Here is a 20,118-nt window from a genome sequence, read left to right as displayed (position 1 = left end):
TCTCCTATTTTTTTCATAAAATCTTAATGTTCTTGCTCTATAATCGAATTAAGGGAGTGATGGGCATGATCTCTTCTTACTTCAATGAATGGCTGGATGAATATAATGATTATATGAGACTATACACGCTTTTTGGCGACGAGTACTACCTGGAACAAGCAGGCGAAGCACTAGCTGCGCTGAAGGCATTGGTTCTTAGAGCTGAGCGTCATAAAAATATCCTTTGGAAAATCATGAGCGATAAGGTTCATGTTTATTAAGATTGACGAACAAAAGCCATAACGAATTTCAAATTTAAAAGCCATCATAAGAATCCAAGTGCAGGATTAATGGTATACTGATAAGTAATGATAACGAGGAACAAGATTCTGATAGATGCTGTTGCTGCATTTTATGAGGTTTAACTCGGCATAGAAGACATGATGGAGTGATGATATGAGTAGCACAAAGGGTAAGGGCGGAACCGGAAGAGGAACGGACAAAAAAGGCTGGAATCGCTGGCAAGCAGGGGAAAAGAAGAAGTTAGCGAAAAAGGTATTTGGCAGAAACCAAGGTACTAAAGGCGCTGACGGAGAAAAAGGAAAAACTGAAGATAAAAATACGCCTAATGCTAAAAGCGCTAACATGACTAAAGGCAGTACCGCATTTAAAGGCGGAAGCGCGGCAAAAGGCAAAAAATAAAAAAATGGCAATGAGCAGGCCTCGCGAGAACAGGGGCTCTTATAGAAGGACGGTTAGACAGAGTGGACCTCTGTTTAACCGTCTTTTTCTCGTTGTCCTGTCGATATTTAAGTTTTATAATAGTAATATTGCATGGATAAATATGTGAATTGTATATTTGAATAATGTTCAGCGAGGTGGCAATATCATATGAGTGACTATCAATCTATACTGCTCCTGCTTTTGTTTATGCTACCGATCATCTATATGATTGACACTTCTCTAGTTATCATAAGACGAAATGCTAAGCATATTGAGAATCGACTTGCCTCCCTTACGATATGCTTGCTGGCGTGTATGATCTTTTTTCAATATCTTCAACAACTAATATCGGCTGAGCATGCACTGAATATTTCCGCGTATATGGTTTATCCGACTTTTATAGCGGCTGCAAGCATGAGCGTTCTGCTTCATCTCACAGCAAGGCGCAGTTACCACCGGCTTTCTCGCTCGGCTAGTATAGGCATAGCGTTCATGCCATTTATGACGTACTTTCTGCTTCTATTAATACGAGGAAAAGGATATTTATTTGAAGGGGCTCGTATAGAGGGATTCTGGAAGCAAATCGAAGTTGCTCCAATCATGACCGTTATTTATAGTTTATTGGTCGTTTATTCATTGTTCAACGTAGCCATTTGTCTAATAGCTCAAAATAAAGCGAGTAACCATGGAGATCGTAAACGATTTATCGTGCTGTTTAAAGCGAATCTATTTTACCAGCTGGCGACGATCGGGGTAATGATTATAAATGCTGCATTCTCACCCAATATTTATGTTTCAGATTCAGCCATTTTTTTGACAACGATAATATGGAGCATTTCACTTCGTGTCTATATGAAACATGATTTTTTACCGTCTACGACCAAAAAGTATGAGCTGCTTTATCATTTTTCTCCAACCGCAATCATTATGGTCGACAAACATATGACGATAAAGGAAGTAAATCCTGGCGCACTTCGTATACTTGGATTCCAGAAGGAGGAGGAACTCGAAAATCGCTCCTTATCTGACTTTATTGTCATTAATGAACGGAAAAGCATGGAGGAGGCGTTTGCTGCTTCCTTTCCAAAGGATGCTTGGAGAAACCGTGAGCTGACCATAGTGAATCAACAAGGGCAGAAACGGGACATTTTGGCTGACACAGAGATGATGTCCGAAGGTAAAGATTGGTTTTTGCTTATGGTCATTCGGGATATTACGCAGCAGAAAGATGAGTCGCAACTCATTCATTTTTTGGCACATCACGATACGTTGACTAAGTTGCCCAATCGCTATCATTTTAATAGAGAGTTGGAGGCTTCGCTGGAAGTTGTAAAATCGACTAAAGCATTACTCGGAGTCATGCTTATCGATTTGGATCGCTTCAAGCTAATTAACGACACGCTTGGACATCAATTTGGCGATCAGGCTTTGATTGATATAGCTCAGCGGCTGCAACAAAATGTGGATAAGCAGCATCTGCTTGCCCGCCTGGGCGGAGATGAATTTATTATTTTAATTAAAGAAGCCGAGGAGTATGATGAGATTGTGTCGCTAGCCGAAAACATTCATCAAGCCTTTCAGCTGCCCATTACGCTTCAAGGGCAAGATTTCTACCTAGGCGGCAGTATTGGAATCAGTGTGCACCCATTTGATGATGACAGCTCCGATGGGCTTATCAAGAGGGCAGACATTGCAATGTACAATGCGAAACATAGCGGAGGCAACCAGTATCGGTTATATACGAACGAGATGATTGCTCTGGTTCAGCGAGACGTCAAGCTGGAGAAGCATCTCCGCAAGGCGCTTAAACGCAAGGAATTTGTTCTCCATTATCAGCCGCAAATCAATTTGGCTAGCGGGCAATTGATCGGAGCGGAGGCGCTTATTCGCTGGCAATCGGTAGAGCTTGGTATGGTGCATCCAGAAGAGTTTATAACACTGGCGGAGCAAACGGGATTAATTAATGAAATCGGACAGTGGGTCATTGCGGAGGCCTGTCAGCAGGGAAGACTGTGGCAGGAGCAAGGCTGGAATGATTTTATGTTATCTGTGAATGTCTCTTCGAGACAATTCATGCAGCCGGATTTCGTGAACAAGGTTCAGGAGACTTTGCGCTGCAGCGGCTTGGAGCCTGATCGGTTATGCTTGGAGATCACGGAGAGCATGGTCGTTAATAATTTGAATGTAGCTAGGAAAATGCTCGATGAGCTTGTTGCCTTAGGCATACATATCGCCATTGATGATTTTGGTACAGGGTATTCCTCTTTAAGCGTACTAAGACAGCTTCCCATTGCTATTATAAAAATTGACCGCTCCTTTATTACAGACATGGATGCCTATCAGGGCGGATTATCTATCGTGAAGACCATTGTGTCGATGGGACATGATCTGCAGAAGCAGGTAGTTGCAGAAGGCGTAGAAACATGGGATCAATATGAACAGCTGAGACAGCTTGGCTGCGACAAAGCGCAGGGCTATTATTATCATAAGCCGCTCCCATTGCTAGAGTTTAATAAACTGTTAATCGCTAGGTAACAGGGTTTAGAAATAAGGAGGCTGCCATCGGCAGCCTCCTTTTGTATGATATTAGAGCATCTCTGTATCAATGATTCGCCAGTGATGCTTAATTGTATCTTCCAAAGCTTCGTGATCCTTCGCTCGAAACAAATTGAGAATTTTCCGATGCTCCGCATTAACTTCCTTTAGCACGCTTGCCAGCTTCGGCTTGTCCTCACTTGCATACGACTGACGAATAAAGCTGTTTTTTAATGAGTTTAAAGTTTCGATTAAAACAGGATTGTCGCATTTTTTTATATAAATATCGTGAAAGTTATATTGATCCATATAATAATCGGAAAAATAAAGCTCGCTAATATCGAGATCAATTTTGTCGACAAGCCTCTCCATTTCCATGTAGTCGGATTGCTGGAGCAAATCGATACATAGGGTAGCAGCAAGTGCATCCAAAACACCGATAATTCGGGAAAAATCGAGTTTTTTCTTGGAATCGAAGGCTTTGACAGTAAAGCCGCGTCTAGGCAAATAATCTAGGAGGTTGTCGGAGGATAGTTGAAATAATGCTTCCCTTGTAGGCGTACGACTAATATCTAGTTTCTTACAGATTTCAGCTTCATTGATTTTTTGGTTCGGCAGCAGCGTGCCGTCTTGTATCTTTTGAGCGATGTACTCGTAAACATGGTCTTTTAACGATTGGTATTTAGGTGATTGCATGTAGGTTCCCCTGTTCTAACTAACTTTAATGAGGTAAAGGTGATTGTTGTTGTTTACTTTTATATTTTTTTAAAGCAGTGACTTATTTAATGAATCATGCAGTCTTGCATTATATGATTTCACTATTCTAACATCTGATCCAGATGTTAGACAAGCGTAGTAATATGTCGAAAGATGTAATAAAAACTCACATAGAAAAATGACTATTCCGTAGTTTTATAAAAAAAACGTTGTAGATAGTGGGGAGCGATGTTATAATTACTACCATCATATATGTATATTGTATACAGATTTTACTCCGTATATTCAATTCGGGGGATTTTAGACTAAATCAGATAATGAATTGGGAGAGATGGAAATGAAAAAGAAATTATCATTGCTGCTTATTTCGGTTATGGTCGTCCTTTCGGCATGTGGTCAAAATAATAAGGAAAACACACCAGCTGCAACGAATAATAACGCAGCGACTGATCCTCCAGCTGTGGAGAAAACGACGCTCACCCTTGGTACGAGCGCAGATTATGCACCATTTGAATTCCATAAGATGATAGACGGTAAAGATACGATCGTTGGTTTTGATATCGAAATTGCTAGAGAGATTGCGAAAGATATGAATGCTGAGCTTAAAATTCAAGATATGGATTTTGATGGTTTGCTGCTCGCACTTGATACAGGCAAGGTTGATATGGTTATTTCAGGGCTGACGCCTACGGAAGAACGCAAAAAGAACGTTGATTTCTCAGAAATCTATTACCTCACAAGTCAAGGTGTTTTGGTGAAAAAAGATCAAGCTGAACAATTCAAGTCGTTGGATGATTTGAAAGGTAAAAAAATCGGTATTCAAAAGGGCTCGATTCAAGAAGGAATTGCACAGGAAATCGCTGATGCTAAGTTAACGGCTTTGAGTAAGATTCCAGAACTTATTTTGGAGTTGAAGAGCGGTCGTGTAGATGCGATTATTCTTGAAAAACCGGTTGCGGATCAATACGCTGTGGTGCAAACAGATATTGCAGTGTCTGAAGTGAAGATTGAGCAGCCCGTGGAAGAGGCTGGCGTGTCGATAGCTGTTAAGAAAGGCAATCAAGACTTGCTGAATAAAATTGATGGAACGATTGCTCGTTTGAAGGAGAGCGGCGAAATTGATCGTTATGTCATTGAGGCAAATGAACTGGTTGGAGAATAATGAACGGACGGAGTAGTTGGATATGGATTTAAACTTCGGTTTCCTGGCGGAGTATTGGCCAATTTTTTTGAGAGGAGCCTTGGTCACGCTGGAGTTATCCTTCTTCGGCGTGGCACTAGGCACGCTGCTCGGGGTCCTCTTTGCACTAATGCGAATCTCAAGTTTTTGGCCGATTAAGTTTATAGCTTCTGCATACATTGAGATCATACGCGGGACTCCTATGCTCGTACAAATCTTCATTATTCATTTTGGACTAACGGGACTTGGCATAAATTTTTCTCCATTTGTTTCGGGTGTGGTAGCGCTTACGATCAATAGTTCAGCCTACATGGCCGAGGTGTTCCGAGCGGGAATTGAGGCGATTGACAAGGGGCAGGCTGAAGCGGCACGATCCTTGGGGCTAAGCAAAGGAATGGCGCTTCGTTACATCGTATTACCCCAAGCTTTTCGCAATATGCTGCCGGCAATTGGCAATGAATTTATTATTATTATTAAAGATTCCTCGCTTATATCCGTCATAGGAATTGCAGAGCTGATGTACAATGCTCGTACGGTTCAGAGCGTCACCTTCTCGCCTATGGAGCCGTTGTTAGTCGCTTGCGCTTTATATTTTATCATGACGTTTACATTATCCAGGCTGCTTGCTGTGTTGGAGAGGAAGTTGAGAAGCTGATGATAGTAGTAAAAGGGCTGCGGAAATCTTACGGAAAAAATGAAATATTGAAGGGCATAGATACAGTGATCACCAAAGGCGAGGTCGTCGTTGTCATTGGACCAAGCGGCTCAGGCAAAAGCACCTTTCTTCGTTGTTTGAATCGTTTGGAGGAGCCGTCGGCAGGTGATATTCGGCTGAATGATCGCGAAATTACGAATAAACAATCGGATTTAAACCAGATTCGTCAACAAATGGGGATGGTTTTTCAGCATTTTAATTTATTTCCGCATATGACCGTCTTGGAAAATTTGACTCTAGCCCCGCGAAAGCTGAAGAAGCTAAGCAAAGAGCAAGCAAGAGTGGAAGCGTTGGAGCTGCTGCGTTTAGTAGGGCTGGAAGATAAGGAAAATGCATATCCAGATCGTCTCTCAGGCGGACAGAAACAGCGTGTTGCGATAGCTAGAGCGCTTGCCATGAAGCCTAGCGTTATGCTTTTTGATGAACCGACGTCAGCGCTTGATCCAGAGATGGTCGGCGAGGTGCTTGAAGTGATGAGGAAGCTTGCTCAAAACGGAATGACGATGGTCATTGTAACGCATGAAATGGGCTTTGCCCGCGAGGTTGGCGATAGGCTGTTGTTTATGGATGGCGGCTGTATTGTTGAAGAGGGAGTGCCGCTGAAGGTTTTCCAAAACCCGCAGCATCCGCGAACGCAAGATTTTTTGGCTAAAGTTTTATAGTGGCAAGGTTATAAAGTGAAAATTCCTGGTGGTTAAAAATCAATCCAGGTTTTTTTTACAACTACAATTGAATATTGTATACAAATTAGGGAGGAGTGATTTCATTAATATGACATCCACCAAATCAACATCGGCTGTCATTGAGCAGTCAGATCGGTATGGGGCACATAATTACCATCCGCTGCCCATCGTCATTTCAGAGGCTGAAGGTGTCTGGGTGAAGGATCCTGAAGGCAATCGTTATATGGATATGTTAAGTGCATACAGCGCTCTTAATCATGGTCATAGACATCCGAAGATTATTAATGCGCTTAAGGATCAGGCAGATAAAGTAACGTTGACTTCGCGAGCTTTTCACAATGATAGGTTGGGAGAGTTTTACGAAAAGCTGGTTAATTACACGGGTAAAAATAAAATTTTGGCGATGAACACGGGAGCGGAAGCAGTGGAAACTGCCATCAAGGCGGTTCGTCGCTGGGCATACCGTCAAAAAGGCGTGCAGCACGACCAAGCGGAAATTATCGTTTGCGTGGGCAACTTTCATGGACGGACGATAACGGTCACCTCCTTCTCGTCCACAGAGGAATACAAAAAGGATTTTGGGCCGTTTACGCCAGGCTTCAAGCTTGTACCTTATGGTGATCTAGCCGCTCTTGAACAAGCGATTACGCCGAATACCGCGGCCTTTCTCGTTGAGCCTATTCAAGGAGAGGCGGGCATTATTATTCCCCCAGAAGGGTATTTGTCAGGAGCCTATGAGCTGTGCAGGCAAAACGATGTGTTGTTCGTAGCTGACGAAATCCAGACCGGATTTGGACGCACGGGAAGGCGATTTGCGTGTGATTGGGAAAGTGTAACACCGGATGTTTATATTATGGGCAAGGCGCTGGGCGGTGGGGTGATGCCAATTTCGGCTATTGCTGCAAACGATAATATTTTAGATGTTTTTGAGCCTGGATCGCATGGGTCTACGTTTGGTGGCAACCCGCTGGCTTGTGCTGTCTCTGTATCGGCGATTGCTGTGCTCGAAGAGGAGAAATTGGCAGAACGCTCGGATGAGCTGGGGCACTATTTTCGGGACCAATTAGCTAAGATTAACTCCCCGCATATTGTGGAAATTCGCGGCAAAGGCTTGTTTATCGGATTGCAGCTTGATACAGCGGCTAGGCCATACTGTGAGCATCTGATGGCTGAAGGGCTATTGTGCAAGGAAACGCATGATACAACCATTCGATTTGCGCCGCCACTCATCATAACGAAAGAAGAGATAGATTGGGCGATAGAAATAATTGCGGGCGTACTTCATGGGGAATAAGATCTGGATTTGTGAACGGTGACAGCTTAAAGAAGGGGATGTTCACATTGGGAAACGTTGGGGAAGCGAATCTAAACATGACGGAGAGGGCGGATTCTATGGCTAACAAAAAAGTGAGACTCATAAGTGTGCCGTTCTGGATGGGCGGAAGCCGTGCAGGATCGGAGCTTGGACCAGAAAGTATTATTCAATCAGGGCTCGCGCGTCAAATCCGAAGTATGGGATTTGATTTAGTTGGCAATTACGAGGTGAGTTGTCCGAGGCATGGCGTGCTCGATCCCAAGCAGCCCAAAATGAAATATTTGCCCGAAGTGAAAGAAATGAGCGGGCTAGTAGGTGAACAAGTCTATCGTGCAGTGCTCGCAGACTCCTTTCCTCTCGTTTTAGGGGGGGACCATAGTGTAGCGATTGGCACATTAGCTGGTTTGACTGGTCATTACAATCATTTGGGCATTATCTGGTTTGATGCACATGGCGACTTGAATACGGAGGAGACAACTCCATCAGGAAATATGCACGGCATGCCGCTTGCAGTCGCGATGGGTCTAGGGAAGTTTAAGCTTTCCGATATACCTGGAGCTGGACCGCTCATTAAGAAAGAAAATGTTGTTATTATCGGAGCGCGTGATTTGGATCCTTACGAGAAGGAGCTTATTCGTACGGAAGGAATAGCTTGCTTCACTATGCATGACATTGACCGAATAGGAATGAAGGCAGTCATGGAAAAGGCAATTGAGATTGTGAGCAGTGGTACGGATGGTGTGCATGTAAGTTTTGATATGGATTGTATGGACCCAGCGGAGGCTATAGGTGTAGGGACACCGGTTCCTGGCGGAATTAGCTATCGCGAAGCTCATCTTGCGATGGAGCTGCTCGCTGAAACGGGCCGCGTGACATCTATGGATATCGTTGAGGTAAATCCGCTGCTGGATGTAGGTATGCGAACTTCTCGTCTTGCGGTCGAGATGGCGACTTCCCTGCTTGGCAAACGAATCATATAGAATCTAGGCGTTAGGGAGACGAGGGTTCGTTATGGAAAAAATGATGAGAAGCTTTTTTCTGACTCTCGGCAAAAGCAGGCGGGTCGGCAGTCTGGCGCGTAAATACGGCCTCAAGCTGGGAGCTAGCCGATTTGTAGCTGGGGTTGAGATCAACAGCTCCATTGAAGCGGTCAAGAAACTTAATAAACAAGGGAAAATGGCCACTTTAGATCATTTAGGTGAGTTTATTCGCGGGAAAGAAGAAGCGGCTCACTCGGCAAATATGTGCTTACGTACTCTTGAGGCAATAGCTGCTTCACATGCAAATGCGAACTTATCCTTGAAGCTCACAAGTTTAGGGTTGGATCTAGGCAGCAAGCTGTGCGAGGAGCATATGAGAACGATATTGGATGCTGCTGCACGAATGAACAACTTTGTGAGAATCGATATGGAAGATTACTCTCACTGCCAGCCTGCTCTTGATTTATATAAAAAGCTGCGAGAGTCTTATGACCATGTAGGTATCGTCATTCAAGCCTATTTGTTTCGGTCGGAAGAGGATGTACATGAGCTAGGGCTGAATCAATCGAACTTAAGGTTAGTAAAGGGTGCCTATAAAGAGTCAGAAGTGGTTGCATATCCGCAGAAAACGGATGTCGATCTATCATTTGAAAGATTGATTAAGATGCATTTGCAAAGCGGGAGTTATACGGCGGTTGCTACCCATGACCGAACCATCATTGAACGCGCAAAAAGGTTTATTAAAGAGCAGGAAATTCCATTGGAGCAATTCGAGTTCCAAATGCTTTATGGCATTTGTGAGGAGCTGCAGGATGAACTTGTTCGCGATGGTTACAGAGTGAGAATCTATGTTCCTTACGGTGAAGATTGGTTTGGTTATTTCATGCGCAGGCTCGCTGAACGGCCAGACAATGTATGGTTTGTGCTGAAAAATATGTGGAAGTAGAGGGGAATTACAATGAGAGAATGGATAATAACGCCTTTTGTAACCGAACCGATGACAGATTTTCGCAATACTGAAAACCGTGCTGCCTTTCTGGAAGCCATTGCTCTTGTAAGATCTGAGTTAGGGAAACAATACCCGCTGCATATTGGCGGTCATGCGGTCCATACCTCTAATTATATCGTATCGCTTAATCCAGCAAGGTCGGATGAAGTGGTAGGCGAAGTGTCCAAAGCAAGCCAGGAATTAGCTGAGCAGGCGATGAAATCAGCGCTTGCTGCCTTTGAGACATGGAAGAATACTTCGGTGTGGACACGAGCGAGCTGCTTAATGAAGGCCGCAGCGCTCATGCGGGAGCGAAAGCATTATTTTTCGGCATGGCTTGTAATAGAGTCTGGTAAAAACTGGGCTGAAGCCGATGCGGATACGGCAGAAGCCATTGATTTTATGGATTATTATGCACGTGAAATGTTGAAATTGGCGGAAACCAATGAGCTTAAACCACTGGTTAAGCTAGTAGGTGAAGACAACCGTCTGACTTATATTCCGCTAGGCGTCGGGATTGTTATTCCGCCTTGGAATTTCCCGCTCGCTATTTGCGCCGGGATGGCGAGTGCATCTATTGTTGCAGGCAATACCATTATTATGAAACCAGCATCTACGACTCCTATTATTGCTTACAAGTTTTATGAGCTGATGGTAGAGGCAGGAATGCCTGCTGATGTTATTCAATATTTACCGGGAAGCGGAGCGGAAATAGGAGATTATTTGACGAGTCATCCGAAGACGAGATTTATTAGCTTCACAGGCTCGAAGGAAATAGGGCTGCGAATTAACAAGCTTGCGGCGGACCAAGCACCAGGACAAATATGGATGAAACGAGTGGTAGCGGAAATGGGTGGGAAGGACGGTATTGTCGTAGATGAAACGGCAAATATCGATGCTGCTGCTGATGCAATTGTGGCTTCTGCTTTTGGGTTTCAGGGACAGAAATGTTCAGCAGGCTCAAGGGCTATCGTTGTAGCGGATGTGTATGATGAGCTAATAGAAAAAGTAAAAGAAAGAACGAGCAGGCTTGTTATGGGTTCGCCGGAAGAGAATGCGGCAATCGGCCCTGTCATTGATAAAGCTTCTTTTGACAAAATCATGAATGCAATTGAGAGAGGTAAGAGTGAAGGTAGATTGTTAGTAGGTGGCGGCAAAGGAATAGAGAGTGGCTATTTCATAGAGCCAACGGTATTTGTTGATGTTGCTCCAAAAGATTCGTTAATGCAAGAAGAGATATTCGGGCCCGTACTAGCGATTGCGAAGGCGAAGGATTGGCAGGAGGCTATCCGTATTTACAATGATACGGAATTTGGCCTGACGGGTGCTTTTTTCTCGGCAGAAGAGGATCGTATACAAGTGGCGCTGCAGGATATGCATTGCGGCAATCTTTATATTAACCGCAAATGTACGGGGGCGTTAGTCGGTGTTCATCCATTTGGGGGATTTAATATGTCAGGTACGGATTCCAAGGCTGGTGGACATGATTATATGTTATTGTTTACGCAAGCTAAATTGACGTCTATTAAACTATGAGTAAAGAATATTCGTTTTTTTGAGATTAAACGTTAGATAAAGTAACATAAATGATTGATTTTAATCGAATATTGATAGATTTTTCGAAAATATCATTGTCTATATGAAATGTTGATGTTACACTATCTCACGTAATGAGTATATTGTATACAAATTTTGACGCTTTAAACACATATACATAAAGGCACATCCCAGATTAAGTCAAAATTGATTAACGCAAAAGCGGAATGGAGTGATGAGTATAGCAACGTCGATCTATGGTTTGGCTTCACTCTGCTTGATCGTTTAATTTGCTAGACAAAAAAGGAGGAAGAACATGTCTAAGAAGATTATCCCTCAAAAGCTTCTCGCACTCATGCTTTCCTTAATGCTAGTTTTCTCAATCTTTGCTCCTGGTGCTGCATACGCACTAGAGGGCAACGACACAGGTACGGCTCCGGTTGCGGAAACTACCCCTACTCCAGAAACGACGGGTCTGGAAGAAGCATCGGATACTGAACCGCTAATCGTATCTGCGCTTGCGGAGCCGGAAGTTCCGGTTGGTAAAAGCTCTTATGATTATCTTGATTATATGGCGACCACAATCGGTGCTCGAGTAGCAGGTTCAGCGAAAGAGGTTGAAGCTGGAAATTATGTGAAGGCTGAATTTGAAAAGCTAGGCCTTGATACAGCGGTACAGCCTTTCAGCTATACTCGCGAAGGAGCAACGATTAATTCCAATAACATCGTAGCTACTAAAGCAGGAACGTCGCCGAAGGTTGTAATCGTAGGCGCGCATTATGACTCCGTCAGCGCAGGCAAAGGTGCTGATGATAATGCGTCAGGTGTTGCGGTTATGCTGGAATCAGCGAAAGCAGTGTCCAAGCTAACCACGCCGTATACGATTAAATTCATTGCGTTCGGCGCGGAAGAGCAAGGGCTTAAAGGCTCTCAACATTATGTGTCTCAAATGACTGCCGATGAGAAGAAAAATACAATAGCGATGATTAACCTTGACAGCTTGGCTGTCGGCGACAATATGTACATTTATGGCAGCGAAGGCTCGAAAGGTTTCGTTCGTGACCTAGGCCTCAGTATTGCTGATCGCCTTGATCTTTCCGTCATTACCAATCCAGGTGAAAACCCTGAATATCCAGCTGGAACGACAGGCGACTGGAGTGATCATGCGCCATTCTCGAAAGTAGGAATTCCTTATGCCTACTTGGAAGCGACCAACTGGAGCCTAGGCAAAAAGGATGGTTATACACAAACGACGCTTGATGGAAGCATCTGGCACACGACAAAAGATACTCTAAATTATATCGAGTCGGCCTATCCTGGAAGAATCCAAGAACATTTAACCACATTTACAACATTGCTGACAGGCATTCTTCTAGAAGTAGAAGAGCTAGCACCTGAGAAGCTTCAACTAAGCAAAGATAAAGCATCCATAACGGAAAAAAGAACGATTGACGTTGCATTCGAATTGCCGGCAGGCGTAACGCTGGCAGATCTACAATGGAGCTATGGCGACAAACCTCTGACAGAATGGAAGAAGTGGGGTACAAACTCTTATTCGGGAGACCCATTCATCTATCTGGAAGGAACGCCAGTTCTGGATGGAACGACGGTTAAAGCGCAAATTACGTTTGACCTTATTTACAACACGACTAACTTGTCAGGTTCTCACCGTTCCAGATACCCAGCGATGCTTGGTACTCGTGATTTTGCAGTTCTAGATCAGAACGGTCGTACCATTGCGAACGCACCAATTAAGCTTAATGTTTATGACAGCTATCATTCGTATGATGAAATTAAACCTGAGATTGATGCCATTACAGCTGAAATTAATGCGAAAAATAATCGCTATGTCGAGACTCAAGTTCTTGGCCAATCCGTGCAAGGCAGAAACATTTATTTTACGATATTGGCAAAGGATAAAGCCTCTGTAGACAAATACTTAAATGAAACGATGCCTGCCATGATGAATGATCCGAAGGGCTTGCAGGATAAAATCAAAAATGGCACGTTCACGGACTATAAAGTTCCGGTATGGCTTAACAACATCCATCCGGATGAGGCGCCTGGCGTTGACGTTATTCTTAACTTCTTCCGGGAAATGGGGATGCAGGATAACATAAATTTCAATACGAACGAGGATGCTGCTAATCCGCTGCCCGTTACGCTAAACGTAAATGATGCGCTTGAAAATGCTATTTTCTTAATGAATTTCACAGAAAATCCAGATGGACGCTCCTTGAATACGCGGGCAAATGCGAACTCATTTGACTTAAACCGCGATAATTCCTATCAAACACAGCCCGAAACAAAAATCGTAACGAAAGAAATTGCCAAATGGTCGCCGCTTTCCTTCTTGGATATGCATGGATTCGTAGGCAGCTTCCTGATCGAGCCGTGTACGCCGCCGCATGATCCGAACTTTGAGTATGATCTGTTGATTGGAAGCATGCTCGAGCAAGCTAATGCGATGGGGAAAGCGGGTATCGCTAATACCAAGTATACAAGCTACGAAATTCCGTATGAATCCCATCAAAATAACAGCGGTCCTAATAAATCAGGCTGGGACGATGCATCTCCTGCTTATACAGCTGTCTATGCAATGCACCATGGTGCATTAGGCCATACACTGGAAATACCAGAGCTTAATGAGGATTCAACAACTGCGCTCTTCTATGCGAGTGTTGCTGCAACTAAATATGTAATCGAAAACAAAGAAAAATTGTTCTTGAATCAGCTTGAAGTTTATAAACGCGGTATCGAAAATACAGACAGCCGTACCGTTGATAAATATTTGACGAATGCTGCTGACCAAGTGATTGGCAGACCGCGTGGTGCAGAAACTAATTTCTTCCCTGACTATTATGTTCTTCCTGTAGCAAGCGAATTGCAAAAAAACCGCCTTGCAACATATGAAATGGTTCAATACTTGCTTAACAATGGCGTGAAAGTAGAACAGACAACGACACCAGTGACAATTGGCGAGATCGTTTATCCAATTGGCTCTTACGTTGTTAACATGAAGCAAGCGAAGAGAGGATACGCTAATCTAGTCTTGTATGATGGCTTTGATGTATCGGATTTCTCTGAAATGTATGCGGAAATTGTTCAAAGCTTTGCTGATATGAGAGGTTTTGATCGATATGTGATTCGTCAGGACGGAGCATTTTCCGGTAAAACGAGTAGCGTTACTGGAGTAGTGATTCCAGAGACGACAATTTCAGGCGATGCAGAACAATATGTCATTAGAAATACGAGTAATGCGGCAATTAAAGCAGTAAATGAATTGCTTGCAGCGAAGAAAGCAGTAACGATGCTAAGCAAAGGTGCTGCAGGTTACGAATTAGGAGATTTCCTTGTTTCCAAAACGGATCTCCAGTCTATTTCCAAAAAATATTTGCTGGATGTTATCGCTTTTGACAGCAAAAACAGCAAGGAAGGGCCGCTGCTGAAATCAACGACGGTATCAGCTGCAGGAGTTCCAGCATTTGTTCTAAAAGAGTTAGGTTTCCCTGTTACAACGGATATGGCAGCAAGCGATGTGCTCATTAACACAAGCGGTCAAGCAAGCACAAATCTGATTGGTGAGGGCAAGCCGTATATTGGATTCGGAAGATCAGCAATGAACACGATGAAGGGTTCGGCGCTGCTGCCAGGATTCGATTTCGCAACGACAGGAAGCTCCCATGAAGGCTTGTTCAAAACGGAGCTGGATCAAACTCATTTGATTACGGCTGCATACGATGCAAAAGAATACTTCTACACCGCATCGGGTTCATGGATCACTGCTACTCCTGCAAATGCGAAGGTGCTCGCAACGGCAAGCACAGATGCTGACTTCTTTAAAGCAGGCTGGTGGCCTGGAAACGATAAAGTAAAAGGTAAAACCATTGGCTTCACCTACAAAAAAGGAAATATCAATGTCACGTTATTCGCGAATGATTTGTTGAACAGAGCACACCCGCAAAAGCAATTCAGAGTGGTAGCCAATGCAATTTTCGCAGCGGCATCAGCTGTGGATACGGGGCCAGTTGTAACACCGGACCCAGGCACCGGCGGACCAGGTCCAGTTGTCACTCCAACACCGACGCCAACGCCAGTTGACGTTCCTGAGTTTAAGGATTTGGGAGCTGTCGAGGCATGGGCTGGAGACGCGATTAAGGAGTTGGCTGGCAAGGGCATTATTACAGGTATTAGCAGCACATCATTTGCACCGCTTAAGCAAGTAACGCGAGCTGAGTTTTTGACCATGCTTGTTCGTGCTTATCAATTGGCGGATGCGAGTGCCACGGCAAACTTCAGTGATGTGAAAACGTCGGATTGGTACTACGCTTCAGTAGCTGCGGCAGTCAAAGCAGGACTGGCTCAAGGTGTAGGCGACGGTAAATTTGATCCTAACCGTCCGATTACACGTGAGGAAATGGCTATTATGGCTGCTAATGCGTTGAAGCTTATTAATAAGGAAGCAGCAGCTAGCGACGTAGATGGTGCGTTAAGTAAATTCAGCGACCAAGCTAAAATGGCATCTTATGCGAAAGAAGCGATTGCCCTGCTGACTGAGCAAGGTGTTATCAACGGTATGACAGATGGTTCTTATGCTCCAAAAGGTATTGCTAACAGGGCGCAAGCTGCCGTAATCATTAGCAAGCTCTTGAAGCTAAATTAATCCGTAGCAATGATAAAAGGGCTGCCATCGGCAGCCCTTTTATTTATAACATTTTATGGCTTGTTGATAAGCAGCACACTGTACCATTTGCGGATATCCTCTGGCAAACCCCGAGCGAATCGCTCGGGGTTTCTTGCTGTAGTCCATTTTATTTCTGGACACAGCGGCATACGCCCAAACCCAAATCAGCTCCTTAGCATAGGCTGTTATCATCACATGAAATCAAGGAGCTTAATCCGAATGCCAAAAACAACAACAAAACCGGAGACGACCGAATTATCGGCTGATGATCTTGCTATATGGGCTGCAGTTATATTAGTCATTGGCGATTTATTTGGATTGTTTGCCGTCATAAAAGCAAAATCGGAAAAGGAAGAGCTTTAACCCTTTGACCATGATGATTCAGCTTATCACATAAAAGTTACTCGAAAATTAAAATATAAAGGAGAAAATGATGGCTGATAATAAAGAGATTAAGTCTGAAGAGCTTGCTAAGGTTGCAGCATCGCTTTCAGCAGTTGGTTATGGTTTAGTCCTGCTGGCGCTTGAGAGAGCAGATCAGGAAAGCTTGGAGAGCAAGGGGAAGGAAAGGAATAAAATGTCAGCAGCAATAAATAAGCTTCATAGACGCTTCAATAGATAAAGAGAGCAGGGATAAAGGGTGAACGTAACCTCTCGTTCTGTTCATACGTAAACAGCCCCTAGCATTACGCAAGGGGCTGTTCGCATGCAGCTTACAATATCAACTCAAGCCATTGTTCCTTCGTTACAGGACCAAAATAAAAGGGAAGGTCGATTTCAGCTATGAGCAATTTCAGAGCTGAGGTTTCATAACGAGTGCCAATCAACTGATGAGCAACCTCGTTACTGTCACCGCGGCCGAAAAAGTCACCGTAAATAGCAGCGTTCACAATAAGTCCTTCTTCAACCTGAAGACGAACATCAAAGGTCCCGACTCCCTCAATTCGCTTCTTCTGCTGCACATTGAAGGATGGAGAACGGCCATAGTTCCATTCCCAGCTGCGGTATCGCTCGTCCGCCAGCTTGTGCACATTTTCCCAGTCCTGATCAGATAACTCATAGAACGGAATCTCGGCGGATTGCTCGAAGATGGACTGAAGCAGCATTTGCCGAAACTGCTCTATCGTCATCGGTTCCTTCAAAAACTCTGTAATATTCGCGACGCGGCTGCGGATGGATTTGGTTGATTTCGATACATATTTCTCGGCATTCGTTTTAAGTGCAGATACTACATTTTCGATTTCAGAATCAAACAGCAGCGTTCCGTGGCTGAACATTTTACCCTTCGTCGAGAATTGCGCATTGCCGGATATTTTCCGCTCACCAACCTGAAGGTCATTGCGGCCTGTCATTTCTGCGTCTACGCCAAGCTCTTGAAGCGCACGTATAACGGGCTCCGTGAACTTCTTGAAGTTATGGAAGGACTTACCGTCATCCTTCATGATGAAGCTGAAATTTAAGTTGCCGAGATCATGATAGACTGCCCCGCCTCCGGAGAGCCTGCGGACGACATGAAGTCCACTGCTTTCGACGTAATCTGCATTGATTTCTTCAACGGTATTTTGGTTTTTGCCAATGATGATGGATGGCTCATTTATGTAGAAAAGTAGGTAGTCATCGTTGTCAGGCAATGAACGCAGTATATATTCCTCTAATGCCAAATTAAGCGTTGGGTCGGTGATGCCATTATTGCTTACAAAACGCATGATAGTTGTCCTCCTATGCTGTAGCTCATAAAGGCATTATACCTGTACGTCCTGTTCTTTTTCAAATTAAAGGTTTGTACTTAATGGATACAAACTATGCATAAGCTGAAATAATTCGTATAATCAAATGAGAAAAAAAGCTTGATGCAGAGGTGAAGCAAATGGAAGCGAAATTTTGTATGTCATGCGGTCATGAGCTCGAAACCCGTGACGTTGACGGGACGATGAGGCGAGCTTGTACAAGCTGCAGCTTTGTTCATTGGGGAAATTACAGCATTGGTGTCGGAGCGCTGGTCGTTAAGGATGAGAAAATTTTGCTCGTTCGCCGAGCTCAAGAGCCTGGAAAAGGAAAATGGACAAATCCTGGCGGATATATCGAGCAGCTAGAAGCCATTCAGGACACGATTGAGCGAGAGGTTATGGAGGAGTGCGGCGTGCAAGCTATCGTCAAGAATGTCGTAGCACTGCGTGATCAGCCGAGAAGCATACATAATCTGTACGTCGCATTTGAGATGGAATATGTGAGCGGAGAGCCTACTCCGGATAATGTGGAGGTTGACGCTGCTGGTTTCTTCACCTTGCAGGAGCTGGAGACGATGGATGTTGCCAGCTTTACGCAGTGGCTAGTCGATGTTGCATTCCATGGACAGTCGCAGGGGCTTAGCATAGATATGTCGCCAGTCGTTCCATTAAGCGGTTATGGATTATTTCGAGTATAAAAGACTGTTCATACCCAGATTAAATGTTTATCTCGTTATTTATAGTAGAGACCTTCCCTAGCGGAAGGTCTCTTTCTTTTCTAATTAGAACACCCAATATACCCAATACGTTAATAGAATCAGTGTAACAATAACTGTAATCGGAATGACGATTGAGGTTACCTTAAAATATTGGCCCCAGCTGATATGAACCCCGCCTTTGCGCACGATGTGCATCCACATAAGTGTGGCCAGTGTACCAATTGGCAATAGGAGCGAACCGATGTCACTGCCAATGACACTTGCCAAATATGCGATTTTCAACGTCAATGGATCAAGGCCCATATTCATTAGCGTAATCGTACCAACCATGAGGGCAGGATGGTTGTTGAATAAGTTGGATAATACGCTTAAAAGTCCGCCCATAAGGACGCTGGCGTGAAGCAGGCTTCCTGAGACGAGAGGCTGCATCAGATGGATGAGCCAATCCGTTAAACCGATGTTGTTAAGGCCATAAATGATAACATACATGCTGAAGGCGAATACGAGAATATACCATGGCGTTTTTTTGAGCATGTCCGCCGGAGAAATTTTCAAGTAGAACCAACGCCATCCAAGCAGAAGCGCTGAGCCGATAACGGCCATTGCAGAGACGGGGAAGTGGATATAGGATGCGACAAAGAGGCTGACTCGGACGCAGAATACAAAAATAAGAATATTGCGCATGAAGCGATTGCGGTTCTCTTGTGGCAAGGTTTGCTTTAATGGATGACTTCCGGGCATGAGATTCCACCTGGAAGCTGGCGGGAGTGTTTTGGGAAGCGTGCGATAGAAAACGGCAAACAGCAGGAGCGACAAGAGGACAAGCCCGAGCGAAGCTGGAACGAACATCATTGCGGAATGCATGTAGAGATCCATATGGACGATTTTTAATGCTATTAAATTGACGATGTTGCTTACGCCGATAGGGGCACTAGATGCCGTTGCAATTAATGCGCCAGATAAGAGATAAGGTATTTTTTGATGATTTTTCAGTCCCATATTTTGCAGCAAGAGCAGCAGTATAGGAGTTGTAATTAAGATGCTTCCATCATTGTTTACGAAAAGCGTCATGAGAAAGCAAAATAAGTTGGTGAGCCAAAATAAGCGAATGCCGGAGCCGCGTGCTTTTCTGGTGAGCAGCTCGGCTGCCCAGTAGAAGAAACCGAAGCTTTCTAATACGATTGCCATGACGATTGTAGCAATGATGGTAACTGCGGCTCCGCTTATCGTTTCGGTTATTTGGCCGAGATCGGAAAGTGAGACGCTTCCACTTAGGAGAACGACTGCGGCGCCGATCGTTGCGGGTATCGCTTCATTGACATGTGGTCGCCAGAAGATGAAGCTGATAGTTAGAAGGAATGCGGAAATGGTCATAATGATCATTAAATCATTCATGCTTTTACCTCTTTTCAGTTTTGAACCCTTTTTTGCTTTATACAGCAGCACTCCTTTTCTTGATTGAGCCTTAGGCTATTTTGTAAACTAGCATTCTAGCAGAGGTGAAAAATCCTCCTTTCTCTTCATGATTTAGTATCTATGTACTGTAAGTATACGTACATGATAGAGTGTTCGTACTGGTCAATATCCCTATCTCTATTAAAATCTGCTAGTATCAATTGATGATGTTTATCCCATAA

16 protein-coding genes and 1 pseudogene are annotated in these 20,118 nt (G+C 44.1%); 14 read left to right on the top strand and 3 right to left on the bottom strand.

The features are described from left to right. Nucleotides 1–65 precede the first annotated feature (65 nt). From AC787_RS13310 to AC787_RS13300, 3 genes and pseudogenes are all read left to right on the top strand, one after another. Nucleotides 66–260: a hypothetical protein gene (locus tag AC787_RS13310; protein WP_054025226.1), complete on the top strand. Its 195-nt coding sequence runs from the start codon at nt 66–68 to the stop codon at nt 258–260. Nucleotides 261–435: 175 nt separating this feature from the next. Then, nucleotides 436–511, top strand: a pseudogene (locus AC787_RS35370) (DUF3934 family protein); the annotation flags it as partial. Between the two features lie 359 nt (nt 512–870). Continuing rightward, nucleotides 871–3,237, top strand: coding sequence for an EAL domain-containing protein (locus AC787_RS13300; RefSeq protein ID WP_054025224.1), 2,367 nt, complete (start codon nt 871–873; stop codon nt 3,235–3,237). 51 nt (nt 3,238–3,288) lie between these two features. On the opposite strand, the gene AC787_RS13295 is transcribed toward AC787_RS13300, so the two are convergent. Next, on the bottom strand, nt 3,289–3,933 hold the full coding sequence (locus AC787_RS13295) for a GntR family transcriptional regulator (RefSeq protein WP_054025223.1): 645 nt from the start codon (nt 3,931–3,933) through the stop codon (nt 3,289–3,291). Between the two features lie 358 nt (nt 3,934–4,291). Between AC787_RS13295 and AC787_RS13290 the strand changes: the two genes are divergently transcribed. The 10 genes from AC787_RS13290 to AC787_RS13250 all read left to right on the top strand — a co-directional run bounded on the left by AC787_RS13290 (nt 4,292) and on the right by AC787_RS13250 (nt 16,657). Continuing rightward, a complete protein-coding gene (locus AC787_RS13290; RefSeq protein ID WP_063847524.1) occupies nt 4,292–5,116 on the top strand; it encodes a transporter substrate-binding domain-containing protein in 825 nt (274 codons plus the stop codon). Between the two features lie 22 nt (nt 5,117–5,138). Continuing rightward, nucleotides 5,139–5,789, top strand: coding sequence for an amino acid ABC transporter permease (locus AC787_RS13285; protein WP_054025221.1), 651 nt, complete (start codon nt 5,139–5,141; stop codon nt 5,787–5,789). Further along, nucleotides 5,789–6,511, top strand: coding sequence for an amino acid ABC transporter ATP-binding protein (locus tag AC787_RS13280; protein ID WP_054025220.1), 723 nt, complete (start codon nt 5,789–5,791; stop codon nt 6,509–6,511). Before AC787_RS13285 ends, AC787_RS13280 begins: the two co-directional genes overlap by 1 nt. Before the next feature lie 109 nt (nt 6,512–6,620). Beyond that, on the top strand, nt 6,621–7,826 hold the full coding sequence (locus AC787_RS13275; protein WP_054025219.1) for an ornithine--oxo-acid transaminase: 1,206 nt from the start codon (nt 6,621–6,623) through the stop codon (nt 7,824–7,826). Between the two features lie 47 nt (nt 7,827–7,873). Beyond that, entirely contained in the window at nt 7,874–8,827 is a 954-nt protein-coding gene (gene rocF / locus AC787_RS13270; RefSeq protein WP_321166117.1) for an arginase, read from the top strand. Nucleotides 8,828–8,858: 31 nt separating this feature from the next. Beyond that, a complete protein-coding gene (locus tag AC787_RS13265; protein WP_054025218.1) occupies nt 8,859–9,773 on the top strand; it encodes a proline dehydrogenase family protein in 915 nt (304 codons plus the stop codon). 12 nt (nt 9,774–9,785) lie between these two features. Then, the gene (pruA, locus tag AC787_RS13260) at nt 9,786–11,351 is read left to right on the top strand and encodes an L-glutamate gamma-semialdehyde dehydrogenase (protein ID WP_152970628.1); all 1,566 of its coding nucleotides are present in this window, start codon (nt 9,786–9,788) and stop codon (nt 11,349–11,351) included. Nucleotides 11,352–11,667: 316 nt separating this feature from the next. After that, nucleotides 11,668–16,014, top strand: a complete 4,347-nt coding sequence (locus AC787_RS13255; protein ID WP_054025216.1) for a M20/M25/M40 family metallo-hydrolase — start codon at nt 11,668–11,670, stop codon at nt 16,012–16,014. Nucleotides 16,015–16,254: 240 nt separating this feature from the next. After that, nucleotides 16,255–16,398, top strand: a complete 144-nt coding sequence (locus tag AC787_RS34095) for a hypothetical protein (protein WP_161807538.1) — start codon at nt 16,255–16,257, stop codon at nt 16,396–16,398. A 70-nt stretch (nt 16,399–16,468) separates the two neighbouring features. Further along, entirely contained in the window at nt 16,469–16,657 is a 189-nt protein-coding gene (locus AC787_RS13250; protein WP_054025215.1) for a hypothetical protein, read from the top strand. A gap of 91 nt (nt 16,658–16,748) precedes the next feature. On the opposite strand, the gene AC787_RS13245 is transcribed toward AC787_RS13250, so the two are convergent. Then, nucleotides 16,749–17,741 (bottom strand): lipoate--protein ligase, encoded by a 993-nt coding sequence (locus AC787_RS13245; protein ID WP_054025214.1) that lies wholly within the window; start codon nt 17,739–17,741, stop codon nt 16,749–16,751. Nucleotides 17,742–17,902: 161 nt separating this feature from the next. On the opposite strand from AC787_RS13245, the gene AC787_RS13240 reads away from it, so the two are divergent. After that, nucleotides 17,903–18,460: an NUDIX hydrolase gene (locus AC787_RS13240; RefSeq protein WP_054025213.1), complete on the top strand. Its 558-nt coding sequence runs from the start codon at nt 17,903–17,905 to the stop codon at nt 18,458–18,460. 84 nt (nt 18,461–18,544) lie between these two features. On the opposite strand, the gene AC787_RS13235 is transcribed toward AC787_RS13240, so the two are convergent. Beyond that, complete coding sequence (locus tag AC787_RS13235; protein WP_054025212.1) at nt 18,545–19,876, bottom strand: arsenic transporter; 1,332 nt, start codon at nt 19,874–19,876, stop codon at nt 18,545–18,547. Nucleotides 19,877–20,118 lie beyond the last annotated feature (242 nt).

The organism is Bacillus sp. FJAT-28004, from assembly GCF_001280845.1.
Taxonomy (GTDB): Bacteria; Bacillota; Bacilli; order Paenibacillales; family Paenibacillaceae; genus Pristimantibacillus.
The sequence above is the reverse complement of the archived record's forward strand: the minus strand, read 5'-3'. Positions and strand labels throughout refer to the sequence as shown.